The 14,071-nt window shown below is 55.0% G+C and carries 11 protein-coding genes, 1 tRNA gene and 1 pseudogene; 10 read left to right on the top strand and 3 right to left on the bottom strand.

The window, feature by feature from the left end:
- Positions 1 to 273 precede the first annotated feature (273 nt).
- From rlmB to AB1644_07880, 5 genes and pseudogenes are all read left to right on the top strand, one after another.
- Positions 274 to 780 (top strand): annotated as a pseudogene (rlmB, locus tag AB1644_07860) (23S rRNA (guanosine(2251)-2'-O)-methyltransferase RlmB).
- Positions 781 to 872: 92 nt separating this feature from the next.
- The gene (locus AB1644_07865; protein ID MEW6050960.1) at positions 873 to 1,460 is read left to right on the top strand and encodes a YceI family protein; all 588 of its coding nucleotides are present in this window, start codon (positions 873 to 875) and stop codon (positions 1,458 to 1,460) included.
- 242 nt (positions 1,461 to 1,702) lie between these two features.
- A complete protein-coding gene (gene fusA, locus AB1644_07870; protein MEW6050961.1) occupies positions 1,703 to 3,787 on the top strand; it encodes an elongation factor G in 2,085 nt (694 codons plus the stop codon).
- A 288-nt stretch (positions 3,788 to 4,075) separates the two neighbouring features.
- Positions 4,076 to 4,690: a transcriptional repressor LexA gene (gene lexA, locus AB1644_07875; protein MEW6050962.1), complete on the top strand. Its 615-nt coding sequence runs from the start codon at positions 4,076 to 4,078 to the stop codon at positions 4,688 to 4,690.
- An 85-nt stretch (positions 4,691 to 4,775) separates the two neighbouring features.
- Positions 4,776 to 4,848 (top strand) — tRNA-Thr (locus AB1644_07880).
- A 30-nt stretch (positions 4,849 to 4,878) separates the two neighbouring features.
- Here the strand turns inward: AB1644_07880 and AB1644_07885 are convergent.
- The 3 genes from AB1644_07885 to AB1644_07895 form a co-directional block, all read right to left on the bottom strand.
- Complete coding sequence (locus AB1644_07885; protein ID MEW6050963.1) at positions 4,879 to 5,655, bottom strand: hypothetical protein; 777 nt, start codon at positions 5,653 to 5,655, stop codon at positions 4,879 to 4,881.
- 233 nt (positions 5,656 to 5,888) lie between these two features.
- Positions 5,889 to 7,100 (bottom strand): 6-phosphofructokinase, encoded by a 1,212-nt coding sequence (locus AB1644_07890; GenBank protein MEW6050964.1) that lies wholly within the window; start codon positions 7,098 to 7,100, stop codon positions 5,889 to 5,891.
- 189 nt (positions 7,101 to 7,289) lie between these two features.
- Positions 7,290 to 7,493, bottom strand: coding sequence for a hypothetical protein (locus AB1644_07895; protein ID MEW6050965.1), 204 nt, complete (start codon positions 7,491 to 7,493; stop codon positions 7,290 to 7,292).
- Between the two features lie 482 nt (positions 7,494 to 7,975).
- Between AB1644_07895 and ccsA (AB1644_07900) the strand changes: the two genes are divergently transcribed.
- The 5 genes from ccsA (AB1644_07900) (at position 7,976) to AB1644_07920 (ending at position 13,822) form a co-directional block, all read left to right on the top strand.
- Positions 7,976 to 8,629, top strand: coding sequence for a cytochrome c biogenesis protein CcsA (gene ccsA / locus AB1644_07900; GenBank protein MEW6050966.1), 654 nt, complete (start codon positions 7,976 to 7,978; stop codon positions 8,627 to 8,629).
- A gap of 3 nt (positions 8,630 to 8,632) precedes the next feature.
- The gene (locus tag AB1644_07905) at positions 8,633 to 8,746 is read left to right on the top strand and encodes a CcmD family protein (protein ID MEW6050967.1); all 114 of its coding nucleotides are present in this window, start codon (positions 8,633 to 8,635) and stop codon (positions 8,744 to 8,746) included.
- Positions 8,743 to 9,183 (top strand): cytochrome c maturation protein CcmE, encoded by a 441-nt coding sequence (locus AB1644_07910; GenBank protein MEW6050968.1) that lies wholly within the window; start codon positions 8,743 to 8,745, stop codon positions 9,181 to 9,183. Before AB1644_07905 ends, AB1644_07910 begins: the two co-directional genes overlap by 4 nt.
- 2 nt (positions 9,184 to 9,185) lie before the next feature.
- Complete coding sequence (gene ccsA / locus AB1644_07915; GenBank protein ID MEW6050969.1) at positions 9,186 to 11,600, top strand: cytochrome c biogenesis protein CcsA; 2,415 nt, start codon at positions 9,186 to 9,188, stop codon at positions 11,598 to 11,600.
- A gap of 248 nt (positions 11,601 to 11,848) precedes the next feature.
- Entirely contained in the window at positions 11,849 to 13,822 is a 1,974-nt protein-coding gene (locus tag AB1644_07920; GenBank protein ID MEW6050970.1) for a cytochrome c3 family protein, read from the top strand.
- The last annotated feature ends 249 nt before the right edge of the window (positions 13,823 to 14,071 follow it).

The raw sequence follows: 14,071 nt of genomic DNA on the forward strand, positions 1-14,071 counted from the left end.
TAGCGGGATGGCTTCATAAGGCGCCCGTTGATACTCTCCGTCGTTGCCAGGTCAAGCGAATGGGAGCAGCGTCTCTGCCACCTGACAGTATAGGCTTGCTGGCGTGTGAGTGTCAAGCGGAAACGAGGAGCAATTGGTCTATCCAGCGGGGTATAATACCGGGTTGTTGATTGTGCGTATACTATGACGTATACTTTAACAATGGGACAGAATCCTCGGTCTTCAGGCCGGCGGTCGCACCGGCACGGCGATCCTTCCGGCAAACTATCGGCGCTCAATGAGCATGACCTCATGTCGCTATTGGACAAAGCCGGTTCCACGCCGTTGCTGCTGGTGCTCGATGGCATTCAGGATCCGCACAACCTGGGCGCCATTCTGCGATCCGCTGACGCGGCTGGTGTGACAGCAGTTGTAGCGCCGCGGGACAGAGCTGTCACAATTACAGAGACGGTTCGACGGATTGCTTGCGGTGCGGCGGAACGGGTCCCTTTCATACAGGTCACCAACCTCGCTCGCACGCTGTCTCAACTCCAGGAACGCAGCATATGGATTACTGGAACCGCCGATGACGCTCACGAGACAGTGTGGGATGTGGACCTAACTGGACCCCTGGCTCTGGTGATGGGGTTCGAGGGTACGGGATTGCGTCGATTGACTCGCGAGCACTGCAACCGGATCGTTCGCATCCCCATGCGCGGATCAGTAGAAAGTCTGAACGTATCGGTGGCCACTGGCATATGCCTGTTTGAAGCGGTTCGTCAGCGGACACGCAAGACCTGAAACCACCGATTCGTCAGGAACCATTCCACCACGCGGTTGTTTTCCTACCAGAACCAGCTACAACCACAACAAAGATGAAGGAGTGTTACGCGATGGTGAAACGCATCAGTCTGGCCCTTGTTGCGGCCCTGACCCTGGCGACAGTTTCATTTGCACAGACCTGGGACATTGACCCTGCCCACAGTCAGATCGGATTCAGTGTCAAGCACCTGGTCATTTCCAACGTATCGGGCAAGTTTACCGATTTCGACGGCAAGATCGTATTCGACGGTAAGGATCTGGCCGCCGGATCGGCCGAGTTCACGGTTCAGTCCAAGTCGATCACAACTGAGAACGAAAAACGCGACAATCATCTTCGATCGTCAGACTTTTTTGCGGTCGACAGCTTTCCTACGCTCACGTTCAAGTCAACACAGATCGTCCCTGGCCCCAACAACTCGTTCAAGATGACCGGCGATCTGAGCATCCGGGGAGTGACCAAGCCGGTCACATTCGACTGCGCGTACAATGGATCGGTGGAGGCATTCGGCGGGACCCGGGCATCTTTTTCTGCGTCAGCTACGATCAATCGGCAGGATTTTGGCGTTTCGTGGAGCAAGACGCTTGACAATGGCGGGCTTGTCGTGAGCAATGACGTAAAGATCAGCATCGAATTGGAGATCGTAAAAGCCAAAGCCTGAGCATCGTGGACAGGCGCTCAATATCAGGCCCGTTCTCGGCGGGCCTTTTGTTTGCCCGTCGGTGCAGGGCCGGCGTGGGCTATTTAGTCCGCGTTAACCGGTCCAGAAGCGCAGACAGGGGCCAACTCACGGCGAAAAGCGGTTGACTTGGGCGGGTCGTTTGCGTATTCTCGACAACCTGTGAACGGACTCCGGTAATATTCCGGCCTGGCGGCCGCAACCATAGATTTGGAGGTTTTCCGGTGAAGGAATTCGCGACTGAGAGGATACGCAATGTCTGCCTTGCAGGTCAGCGGGGCTGTGGCAAGACCAGCCTCGCAGATGGTATTGCATTTGCAACAGGACTCAACAATCGAATCGGGCGGGTCGATGATGCCACTTCGTTGCTCGATTTCACTGAGTCGGAAATCTCCCGAAAAACCTCAATCTCGCTGAAGCTCCTGGCCTGTGTCTGGCAGGATACGAAGATAAACCTGCTCGACTGCCCCGGTCATACCGACTTCATGGGTGAATTTCAATCGGCGTTGCGCGTCGTCGATGCTGTCGGCGTGCTTGTCGATGCCGCCGCCGGTGTGGAGATCGGCACACAGTTACAGTGGCGAGTGATGCCTGAGTCCGGACTCGCCCGTTTCTTCGTCGTTAATAAAATGGAAAAAGAACATGTCCGGTGGAAGACCACGCTGGACTCAATCAAGAGAAGTTTCGGCAAGCACGCCGCTGCTCTGCAAATGCCGATCGGGGAAGCTGAGAACTTCAAGGGGCTGATCGACCTGCTGAAAATGAAGGCGTATGGCTTTGACCGGGACGGCAAACGGTCCGATATCGACATTCCCGCTGAACTGAAATCTGAAGCGCAGGCCCAGCGCGATGCGTTGATTGAAGTGGCTGCGGAAGCCGATGACGAACTGCTGGAGAAGTTCTTCGCCGAGGGCTCGCTGACGGACGCTGAAGTACTGAAGGGACTTCGTTCCGGGATCGCCAAAGGGACGCTGTACCCGGTGCTGTTCAGTTCGACCGGACGCAATATTGGCATCGGCCTCATCCTTGATTTCATTGCTGAGTACCTGCCGTCGCCGGTCCAGATGCCACCCGTGAAGGCAGTCAAGACCGGCACGGAGAATGCAGTCGAACTCAAACCTGATCCGACCGGTAAAACCGTAGCGTTCGTGTTCAAGACCATGTCCGAGGGACATCTCGGCGATATGTCGTTGCTTCGATGCATGTCGGGGTCAATTCGTTCCGGCATGGATCTGTATAACCAACAGACCTCCACAGCCGAGCGCATTGCCCATGTCTACACCTTCCAGGGAAAGAACCGGATCGACGTAGACTCCATTTCGGCCGGGGATATCGGCGCACTCGTAAAACTCAAAAATACGCACTCTAACAACACGCTCGCGGATAAGGACTTTGGGGTCAGCATTCCCCTGGTTGTCTATGCGAACCCTGTCATGGATGTTGCTGTCCGAGCCAAGGCGAAGGGGGAAGAGGAAAAAATCGGAACCGGTTTGCACCGTCTGGCCGAAGAGGACCCAACGTTCAAAGTAGTCCTCGATCCGGCTCTGAAGCAGATCGTTCTTTGGGCTCAAGGCTCTACTCACATTGAAGTACTTGTGGAGAAACTACAGAAGCGCTTCGGTGTGAATGTCGAGCTGGTGAAGCCGAAAATTCCCTATCGCGAAACGGTACGCGGCAAGATCGAGAAACAGTACAAACACAAGAAACAGTCGGGCGGCCGTGGCCAGTACGGCGATGTTCATATCCGGATCGAGCCGAACACCCGTGGCGCCGGCTTTGAGTTCATTGATGCCATCACCGGCGGCGTCATCCCCGGCAAGTACATTCCGGCTGTGGAGAAGGGCGTTGTCGAATCGATGGAGCACGGCGGATTGGCCGGTGCGCCCGTGGTTGACGTGAAGGTCACCCTGTTCTTTGGCTCCTACCATGACGTTGATTCATCGGACATGGCGTTCAAGATCGCTGGTCTGATGGCCTTCAAAGAAGGGTTTCTTGATTGCAAACCGGTCCTTCTGGAACCGATCTACACCGTGGAAGTCATGGCCCCAAGCGAATACACGGGAGATGTCATGGGGGACCTTTCGGCTCGCCGCGGCAAAGTGCTCGGCATGGACCCTGATGGCTCCAATCAACGCATCAAGGCCACGGTGCCTCAGGCGGAGCTGTATCAATATTCGGTGGATCTCCGCTCCATGACCCAGGGGCAGGGCGTCTATTCGGCGCTGTTTTCGCACTATGAGGAAGTGCCCAACGAGACGGCCCAGAAGGTGATTGCAGAGGCAAAAGCACAACAGGAGGCGGAGAGCTAAGACGAATCTCCACATTCCACGACTTGACAGGAGGCGGCCCGACAGGGTCGCCTCTTCTGTATCACATTCTGTCGCTCGTTCGCATCGTTCTTCTTGACAACTGTACAGATGGGCAGTAGGTTGCCGATAGCGAAATGTCAACGGCGTCGCAGCCTGGCCCTTCTTTCGTCGGTTCGAGCAAAGGCGAGAACCGTTCCGGACCATGCCGACAACGCTGCGCTCATCGCGTCTCAACTTCGTTCGACGCGACGACCCTCAGAGGTCAGGAGCTTGTAACACGGAAGGCTTATGAAAGCAGAATTAACGAATCGGCAGCGCCGGGTGCTGGAGTTTATCGAGGGACAGATACTCCAGCGAGGCCACAGCCCTACGATCCGTGAGATAGGCGAAAAATTCGGGATAGCGTCGACCAACGGTGTACGAACCCATTTGACGGCACTTATCAAGAAGGGGTACCTCAAAAAACAGGAGTTCATATCGCGGGGTATCCAGTTGACGCGCAACCTCGCGGGGCAGATCGGAAGGGTGCCGGTGGTCGGTTCCGTGCCGGCGGGACTGCCGATTGACGCCGTGGAGAACATCGAGGGGGAGATCGCACTCGACCTGTCGTTTCTCCCCAAAGGGGATTGTTTCAGCTTGCGCGTAAAGGGAGATTCCATGTTAGGCGCCGGGATTCTGAACGGCGACATCGTCGTGGTCAACAAACAGTCCGTGGCGCAAAAGGGGGATATCGTGGTTGCGGTCATCAACGGCGAGGCGACGGTCAAACGGTACTTCCCGGAAGGGAAGCAAATACGCCTTCAACCTGAGAACGACGCTTACGAGCCGATACTTATCGAGAAACACTCCGGAGAATTCAGGATAGCCGGCAGAGTGGTAGGACTGATGAGACGCCTTGGCTGAGAGGCCATAATTCCAGTTGACAATCCTCGTTGCCGGAATACATTTGAAGGGCTTCGGTTATCACTGAAGCCCGTCTTTATGTTTGGCCACAGTAGCTCAGCTGGTAGAGCAGCTGATTCGTAATCAGCAGGTCAGCGGTTCGATCCCGCTCTGTGGCTCTTCTGTTGCGAAATGTCGGCCTGAGCGAATCATGGGCACGGCGGCAGATTCGGAACCACTCCCAATAGCAGCCAATCGATGAGGTAAGAAAGGTCAGAAATGTCGATAGTCCCATCAGGCGAGCCGTCGATATTCCCTTCCTCCGCGCAATCCGGCGGGCGGCCACCCGGAAAGCCCATGAGGAAGTCGACCAGAAACTGAAGGTCGGAGATATCTACGACCTGGTCGGGCGAGCCATCAATATTCCCCCGGTTGCCAACGCAACAGGTTACCTGCAGATTGATATACCCACGCCTGAACTGCGGCACGAACGGAACAAACGTCTCATCCGAAAAGGTCGTGCTGCGTTCGATCTGGTTGCTGAATGTCGTCACGGAATCGATCGTGATCAATTGCGGTGAGATCGGTCCCGTGTAGCTGAAGAACAGGTTCCCAAGCAAACCGCTTCCGGCCGGGATGGTCTGGGAGGAAGGGACGCAAAAGATCACGACGACGTTGCTGTCGACGGAAAATCCCTGAAAAGCACCGGAATTGAACGTCCTGCCGCCAACGAAGGAGAATGAGTCGACCTGAATGTTTGTCTTGGTGTGAATGAGGGTGATCTCCAAGGCCCCAAGTGGCTCGTCGTTATAGAACCGTACCGCGACCTGTGGGGTGGTAGGAAGCGCGACATGGACCGAGTCTACCGATACCGAATCCGGTATACCCGGGTCGTCACGGAGAGTCGGACCGGCTTGCAGCACTGCCGCCGACACGAGAAGACAGAAAACGACAATAGTTCCAATGCTCGAATGCCTGGTATTCATAGAGGCCTCAGCTTCATCCTCAATCTGCGATACATCTGGCGTCGGCACCGGCTCGAAAAGGTCCGGTAGCCGCGGCAGGCTGGAACATCTATAAGCGAGTAATCGGACTAACCTATAGTATATCCGAAACCGGCCAAAACGCAAGCAATATGCTGAGTATCGGCCAAAGCAAACGCCCCCTGAAGTGGTGAGGGCAATGTCACAGGGCAGCTAATTATCTGTCATCCGGCAGCTTAGTAGAATCTCTCGATCTGACCACTGACTGACTGGACATCGGGGTGGAACTCCTGACGTACCCGCCCAAAGCAAAACCCGAGTTGCTCGTACAGCGAAACCTGCCCCAGATCGACATGCCGCTGCTTGATGGCTTCCTTGATGTTCATGTAATGGATCTTGCCGTCGTGAAATCCCGTTACGGTTACCCCCGTGACCCCATCCAACAGCAGACAGACCGCGCAGGCTCCAGCCTCCATGCCGAAATTTGCGTCATAAGCGGACGTGAACCCGGACCGGACCAGATGGCTTGGCACAATGACCCGAACTTCAGGAATGGCGTTCAGCTCCTCGACATACATCCCTTGCTGTTCCATGAACTGCCGTATTTCCGAATCCGCCTTCAGCATTTTCGTGACTTCCTGAGCCACAAACTTGCCTGCTCCCGCCAGTTTCTTGTGCCCGAACGAATCCAGTCCGGCACTATCGTCATACATTTCGCGCCCGGATGCATCTTTGAGCCCTTCTGCAACCACCACCGTGTAGGTCCCGGCCTTGATATCGCTCTCCATGATCCGCTTCATATAGACTTTCTTCAAGTGACGGTATAGCTCGTTGAAGTCTACCGGAATCTCGGGGATGAGGATGGCATCCGCTTCGCCGGCAACGCCACCGCGAAAGGCAGTGTGGCCCGCGTATCGCCCAAAGACCTCGATTACCATAATGCGGTTGTGGGTTCGCCCGGTGGTTTTGAGGTCGCGCAGGAAGTCGCTGATGCGGTTGATAGTCGAGTCGCCGCCGACACTATACGGCACCAGATCGAGATCCATAGTCTTGGGCGCATGCACGCACTTGATCCCCTCGGCGTCCAGATCCAAAATGACCGCGCCGGTGTCATCCCCTCCGCTGATCACCAACCCGCTGATATTGAACTTGGCCAGTCCTTCGCGAATGCGGTGGAATTTGTTCGGGTCCTTGATCTTGGATATCTTCACTCGTGAGTGCCCGGCTTCGGAGCCAGCCAACCCGATGCTGAACGTGTCAACCCGCGACGGAGTCAATTCCACCAGGCGCTCCATGTTGACCAGATTGTACAGTCCCGCATAACCGTTTGGTATAGCCACCGCGGACAAACCCCGCCGAGTCGCCATTTGTGCCGCGCCTTTAACGACTGCATTCAGTCCTCCGCAGTCGCCACCACTGGTTATCAAGCCAATTCGCTTAACAGACATGAACGTCCTCCATCTGAATCAAATGCACCTCACCCGGCATTCGCGAAAGGCGCCGAGAGGTGCAGAGTCCCACCTTGGCAACGAACACAAGACGACAGCCCAGGCGCGGAACATAATACGACGACAATGTGTGGGAGTCAAATGGTGCGAGACAGTGAGGTGATGACGAACAACAGAAGAACAGGTGCTCTACATCTTGCGATGATCCTTCAGGACCTGCCTCACCACAACAAACGCGCGGCCATCCTTCTGGGTGAAGTCAAAATCGATATCGTCTTTGCGTGAAAGGCGTTTGTCCCCGTCGGCAGACACGTACGGTGTCTTGAACCGCAGTTGCTCATCCACCTGAAGGTAGATCTGCTTGTCATTCACTTCGATTATCCTTGCCCGCATAACCCGCTCCTTCGTGATGATCAGACCGATCATTACGCTACAAACAACAGGCGTGCACTTAGCGGGGCCTATGACCTACTGTGACATCGCCGAAAGGTGCGATCCGAGATGAACGTGTGCCTGTTGTAATACCCGTTAGTAGACACACAAATCTATATCGGTCCGACGCGCGCTGTCAAGCGGTTTCCGGACGTCGCTTCCCCGTTCCCGGCCAAAGCGTTCCAAATAGTGCCATTCAGTCTCCGAGCCGGATCCAGGCAATATGGACCACCCGAAGGCGGTTTCCATGCGTAACTTCAATTTTGACAGCCGAATAGAGGAACCGATAGTCGGCTGAGCTGTTAAAAGAACAATGCGCAGAAACGCGAGCCTTGTGAAAAAATGAGCAAAGGGAATGAATTTTGTTGCGTTTTTCGAGCGCTGGTCTATTTTGCCCTTCGAGGTTCCGATGATATACACGAAGTCTAACGTGGTCTGATGTTATGTGGTGGAAGTTACTGTTGTTTCTCGGCATGGCGGCCATGATCCTGGCCAGTTTCCTCACGCCGGCACCGCAGGCCCAGATCGGCGAGGCAAGCAGGATATTCTATTATCATATTCCCCAGGCGTGGCTTTGCGTGGTTGCCTTCGCGGTGGCAATGGTCTATTCAATCCTCTACTTGCGAACCCGCAAGATCGGCTATGATGATAAGGCCTCTTCGGCGGCGGCACTCGGGTTTGTCTTTTGCCTGTTGGCAACGGTATCGGGCTCGGTGTTTGCAAAAGTCACATGGGGGTCGTTTTGGAACTGGGATCCGCGCGAAACCTCTATCTTCGTACTTCTGTTGATCTACGGCGCTTATTTCGCGCTTCGCGGGGCGATCGAGGTCGAAGAACGTCGCGCCAGTCTGGCGGCGGTATACGCGATCTTCGCCTTTGTTACCGTTCCGTTCCTGATTTTTGTGGTACCGCGCGTGGTGCCGTCGCTGCACCCCGAGGATTCGGTGATCGATAAGAATTTGAAATTCACCATGGGGCCGCAGGTGCGAGCGATCTTCTTCTCGTCCCTGGCCCTGTTCAGCGTATTGTTCATATGGATGCTTGGTCTGGCCAACCGCGTACAGGCGCTGGCCAGGTATAGAATGGAGAAAGAATAACGAATGGATGGCAATTACGTCGCGCTCGCAGTTACGATGGTCGTGTGGATCGGTCTGTTCGTATTCTTACTCCGACTGGACAAGCGCGTGAAGAAACTCGAGGAGCATAAGTCATGAAGGCAAAATACATTATCGGCGCCGTTATCATCGTGGTGTTCCTGGCCTGGGGGGCCTCGGCCTTCCTCAAAACGACCGTACAGTACGTCTCCTTGAACGAAGCGATAAAAAGCCAGCGGACAGTTCAGGTGATGGGGAAGGTCGATTTCAACCAGGTGAACTACAACGCCGACTTGAAACGACTCGAGTTCGCCGTGTATGATCCGCAGTCGGCAGATTCGACGACCGCCTGGCGAATGAAAGTCATGTACTACGGTGTGGTGCCCGGAAATTTCGATCAGGCAAAATCGGTCGTGCTCAAGGGCAAAGCGAACGATGGCGTATTTGTGGCCGAACAGATGCTGGTGAAGTGCCCCTCTAAATATCAGGGCGAGGGCGGGCAGGAATACCAGGATATGAAAAAACATGATGAGGGCGTGGGTTCGTCCGACGTCTAAACATGACTGCACAGATCCCGGGCGAGCTTCTCATCTTCGGCGCCTTTGCCGTTAACCTAGTAGCGGGATTTGCATTTCTTCGTGCCACTCGCGGTGATGCGAGCTATGCGCGGCTGGCCAATCGCGCTTACGCGCTATTCACCGTTCTTGTCGGATTGGCAGTCGCGTATCTGTACTTCCTTTTCTATTCGCATAATTACGCTTTCAAATACGTGTTCGAATACTCAGCGCGGGATCAATCCAATTTCTATATCCTCTCGGCGTTTTGGGGTGGGCAGGAAGGAACCTACCTGTTATGGCTGTTCTTCAACGCACTGTTCGGATTCATAATCATAAGGAAAGGGGCTCAATACGCATCTTGGGCGATGGTTGTATACAGCATCATCAACCTGTTTTTTCTGGCGATTCTCATCAAGCTCTCGCCGTTCGCTTTGCTTCCGGAGCCGGCTCTTGACGGCCTCGGATTGAATCCACTCCTGAGAGACCCCTGGATGGTGATTCACCCGCCGGTGATCTTTGTAGGCTATGCCATGGCGGCAGTTCCGTTCGCCATAGCGATGGCTGCTCTGATACTAAACGACTATCAGGGCTGGGCTAGGCGAGTGTTTCCGTGGGTGGCGGTGACAGCCTTCGCGCTTGGTGCCGGCAATATTCTGGGAGGATTCTGGGCCTACAAGACTCTTGGTTGGGGCGGATACTGGGGCTGGGATCCGGTTGAGAATTCCTCGTTCGTTCCGTGGGTAATCGCACTGGCGCTGGTGCATGGACTGATCGTCGAACGGCGCTCGGAAGCGCTGCGAAAAACGAACATCCTACTGACTGCTTTTGTGTTTTTGCTGGTCGTATACGGCACGTTTCTGACCCGAAGCGGGGTATTGGCGGATTTCTCGGTTCACAGCTTCACCGATCTTGGGATCAACAATCTGCTTATCGGCTTCATGGTGTTCTTCGTGGTCTTGACGGCAGCGCTGTTCGCCTGGAGAGCCCGGAGCATTCGCTCCCTGCCGCTGAACTACAATTTTTATGGACGTGAATTCTCGTTGTTTGCGGGATTGGTCATGCTCACGCTGTTTGGCCTAGTGGTCCTGGTCTGGACTTCGCTGCCTCTTCTGACCAGACTGGTTGGAATTGAACCGCGCGCGGCCGCCCTTTCCACCTACAACGATTTCGCGCTCCCCCTGGCTACACTGATGGCGTTTCTGCTGGCTATCTCACCGGTAGTAGATTTCTCGGAGTTCAAACCACATCACTGGTCACGCAAACTGATGACCGGCGCGCTCGTGTCACTGGCGCTCGGATTTGGGCTGTTCTACCTAGTGCTCAAAGCGCCGCTGGTATTCGCAGTCATCTTTGCGCTTATCGCGACCGGACTGTTCATGTATCTCCTGAAGAAGGTCCTGGTGCGCTTGCTGGCGCCCGCACTGGTGGCGCTGGCCGGAACGATCACCGCCTGTCTCTGGCTCGGCGTAACCGATTACTCGTACATTTTGTTTTTTGCGACGGCTGCAATGGCGGCCGTTTCTAATGTCATCGCATTAGCCGGTTACTTTCCGGCTCGGTGGAAGCTCATAGGAGGCCACCTGACGCATGTCGGGTTCGGATTGATGTTAATCGGGATTCTGGCATCGTCGGCCCTTTCAACCGGCGAAAAGCTGGTCATTCCACGCGGCGAAGCCGGCCGGGCATTTGGGCGAGAGATTCGTTACAGTGGCATGGCCTTTGACATCAATCACCCGAACAATGAACTCGTTTTGTCGCTCGATACCGGTGACGGTCCCAGCGAAATCCGCCCCCAGCTTTATTTTTCCGAGCGCATGCAGGGGATCATGCGCAAACCGTATGTCGACCGTTCACTCCTATACGATCTGTACCTGGCGCCGGAGCAGATCGAACCCGGCAATACGGGAGAGAGCCTCGTTATCAGGAAAGGGGAGACGAAAAGAATCGGTGACATTGAACTCACGTTCGATGGGTACGACATGAAAGGGGCACATGGTGAATCCATGGAGTCGGGCATGCGTGTGGCAGCGAGATTGGCAGTTAAAATCGGAAATGATGCGAGAGCGGTAGCTCCAGCCCTTGTGCAGGAGATGGGGACCGATGGCTCAGCTAAGGTCATCAGCCAGCCGGCCGTCATTCGAAGTTCGGGCAAGGAGTACAGTGTCACGATCGAGCAGATTTTGGCGGACCAGGGAGCAGTGGCGCTTAGTATCCCCGGATTGACCGATACCAATACGCCTGACCGCCTGATCCTTGACATCTCTCGCAAACCGATCATCAATCTGGTCTGGACAGGGGCGATTCTCATACTCTTTGGTTCATTGATCGTCTATGTACGCCGCCGCGAAGAAATGGTGCGCACCACAGCCCTACCGGTAGCTTCCAAAGAGTCGGTGCCGCAGCAGGCGACACCGTAAGAGCCTCTCGTTTCGCCTTCCAACTCGTATCATTAGGCCCCACAGCGAATTAAAGGCGCACTTCAGAGTGGTCTATTGGCCCCAATATTGCCCTAAGATAGTCATTTAGGTCTATTTGAACCTTGACACGAGGTCCAGATTGTTATATTTTTCACAAAAGACTGGTGATACAACACGATTATCGTGTCGATTACACCAGCTGGGACGGTATGAGAGCGATGGCACGACAAATGGACCGAGGTGACTCGATGATAATAGTGCGGTTTCTGGCACTGGCGATCACGCTGGCATTGGCGGGGGGACTCAAGGCGCAAGACGACAATCAGAGTTGTCTCACTTGTCATGCCGAACAGGGCATGACCGGCGTAAACGCGCATGGGGAAGAGATTCCGATGACCGTGGTGCAGGCGTCGCTGGACTCATCGATTCACAAGGGCATGAGCTGTATCGATTGCCATGTTGACCTGGCCGGCACCCAGGACTATCCCCACAAAGAAGCGATCGGAAAGGTCGATTGCGGGGTCTGCCACGATGATGTCAAGCAGGTGTATCTGACATCGGCACACGGTACCGCGCGCCAGGACAATCCAAATGCCCCAACATGTGCGTCGTGTCACGGCAAGCACAATATCCGTCCCGATTCCGATCCGGCCTCGATGGCATCGCCGAAAAACCTCCCGTATACCTGCTCGTCCTGCCACGCCAAGATCGTGCTGAAGAGCGATCCGGATATACGAATCGCAAACTCCTTTGACCGCTACATGCGCGGCATTCACGCCCAAGGGATAGCCAAGGGGATTGGCTCCGCGGCCACCTGCAACGACTGCCACGGAATGCACGATTTGCGGAAGGCATCGGATCCCAAGTCCCTGGTCAACAAGATGAATATTCCGATGACGTGCGCCAAGTGCCACAACGATATTTACATCCAGTACAGCCGGGGGATACACGGCAAGGCACTGGCGGCAGGGATATTGGATGCTCCCAACTGCACGGACTGTCATGGTGAGCACTCTATTCTGGAGATCAACGATCCCAACTCGCCAGTTAATTCCGCCAACATTGCGGACTACGTGTGCTCCAAGTGCCACAACGACCCGCGTATTGTTGAGAAGTATGGGTTGGCGAAGGGGAAATTCAGTTCCTATCAGGATTCGTACCATGGGCTGGCAGTGAAGGGCGGGTCGGTGAAAGCCGCCAACTGCGCCTCCTGCCACATGGCGCATGAGATCCTGCCAAGTGCCAACCCGGCGTCGTCGGTGAACAAAGAGAACATCACCTCGACCTGCCAGAAATGTCACCCGAAAGCGAACCTGGCGTTCGCGACCAGCTATTCACACAACACGGCGGAGGCGGAATTCAGCGCGCTGGACGCCTGGGTCAGGAACATTTACATCATCGCCATTGTGCTGATCATCGGCGCTATGCTCGTACACAACCTGATCATTGTCAGCCGGTACGTTGTTGTGAAACATCGCCAAAACAAGGCGATGCCGACGGTTCAGCGGTTTACGGGCGGCATGGTCTTTCAGCACCTGGTCCTGACCGTGGCGTTCATCATCCTGGTCATTACCGGATTCGCCCTTCGCTACCCCAACGAATGGTGGGTGCGGGTGTTGAATTTCGTAGGCATCTATGAGGATACACGCTCCGTCATTCACCGGATCGCAGCGGTATTCCTGATCTATATTTCTGTCCATCACGCGCTGTTCCTGCTCCTGACGCGCCGGGGCAAAGAAGAGATGAAGGCAATGCTTCCGATTAAGGAAGACGCCGTCAACATCAAGAAGAACCTGATGTACTATCTTGGCAAAGCGGTCGAGCGCCCCAGGTTCGATCGATATGATTACACCGAGAAAGCGGAGTATTGGGCGCTGGTATGGGGCACGTTGGTCATGGCCCTGACCGGATTTATCCTCTGGTTCCCGACATTCTTCACCGGGTTTCTGCCGCCGTGGATCGTGAAGATCGCGGAGACTGTGCATCTGTACGAGGCCTGGCTGGCCACGCTGGCGATCGCGGTTTTTCACTTCTTCTTTGTCATTTTCCATCCCGACCAGTACCCCATGTCTCTCACCTGGATCACCGGCCAGATGACAATTGAATCGTGCAAACATCATCATCCCAAGTGGTATGAGCGTATAACAAGTGAGGATGAACACAGGGAACTGTCGAAAGAGAGCCAGACAACTCACAGGGATGTGCGAAGCCCGCGCGAGTAGTTTTTGATCGACAGCTTTCCCGACTTGAACCGGCGCATCCAAGGATGGTTGCGCCGGTTGTTTTTTTGACAGCACCAAAAGCCCGACGCTGGAACTCTCGTGCCCGCTTGAGTATATAATCCCATTGATGAAAAAGTTCGCCGCTCAGAGGGTCGGCCCATGCTCTTGACAGAGTCCCTGATTAGCTGTTATGTTGTCAACCCGTTTGTCGTTCGAATGGTCCTCGAACCGACATACCGGAATCACCAC

It is taken from the genome of Candidatus Zixiibacteriota bacterium, assembly GCA_040753875.1.
GTDB lineage: Bacteria > Zixibacteria > MSB-5A5 > GN15 > FEB-12 > DATKJY01.

Bases quoted from the DNA above. Each gene is read 5' to 3' on its own strand.
- lexA (MEW6050962.1), top strand. From the start codon at position 4,076: ATGAAAGCAGAATTAACGAATCGGCAGCGCCGGGTGCTGGAGTTTATC.
- AB1644_07885 (MEW6050963.1), bottom strand. From the start codon at position 5,655: ATGAATACCAGGCATTCGAGCATTGGAACTATTGTCGTTTTCTGTCTT.
- AB1644_07865 (MEW6050960.1), top strand. From the start codon at position 873: ATGGTGAAACGCATCAGTCTGGCCCTTGTTGCGGCCCTGACCCTGGCG.
- AB1644_07920 (MEW6050970.1), top strand. From the start codon at position 11,849: ATGATAATAGTGCGGTTTCTGGCACTGGCGATCACGCTGGCATTGGCG.
- AB1644_07890 (MEW6050964.1), bottom strand. From the start codon at position 7,100: ATGTCTGTTAAGCGAATTGGCTTGATAACCAGTGGTGGCGACTGCGGA.
- ccsA (MEW6050969.1), top strand. From the start codon at position 9,186: ATGACTGCACAGATCCCGGGCGAGCTTCTCATCTTCGGCGCCTTTGCC.
- AB1644_07910 (MEW6050968.1), top strand. From the start codon at position 8,743: ATGAAGGCAAAATACATTATCGGCGCCGTTATCATCGTGGTGTTCCTG.
- ccsA (MEW6050966.1), top strand. From the start codon at position 7,976: ATGTGGTGGAAGTTACTGTTGTTTCTCGGCATGGCGGCCATGATCCTG.
- AB1644_07895 (MEW6050965.1), bottom strand. From the start codon at position 7,493: ATGCGGGCAAGGATAATCGAAGTGAATGACAAGCAGATCTACCTTCAG.
- AB1644_07905 (MEW6050967.1), top strand. From the start codon at position 8,633: ATGGATGGCAATTACGTCGCGCTCGCAGTTACGATGGTCGTGTGGATC.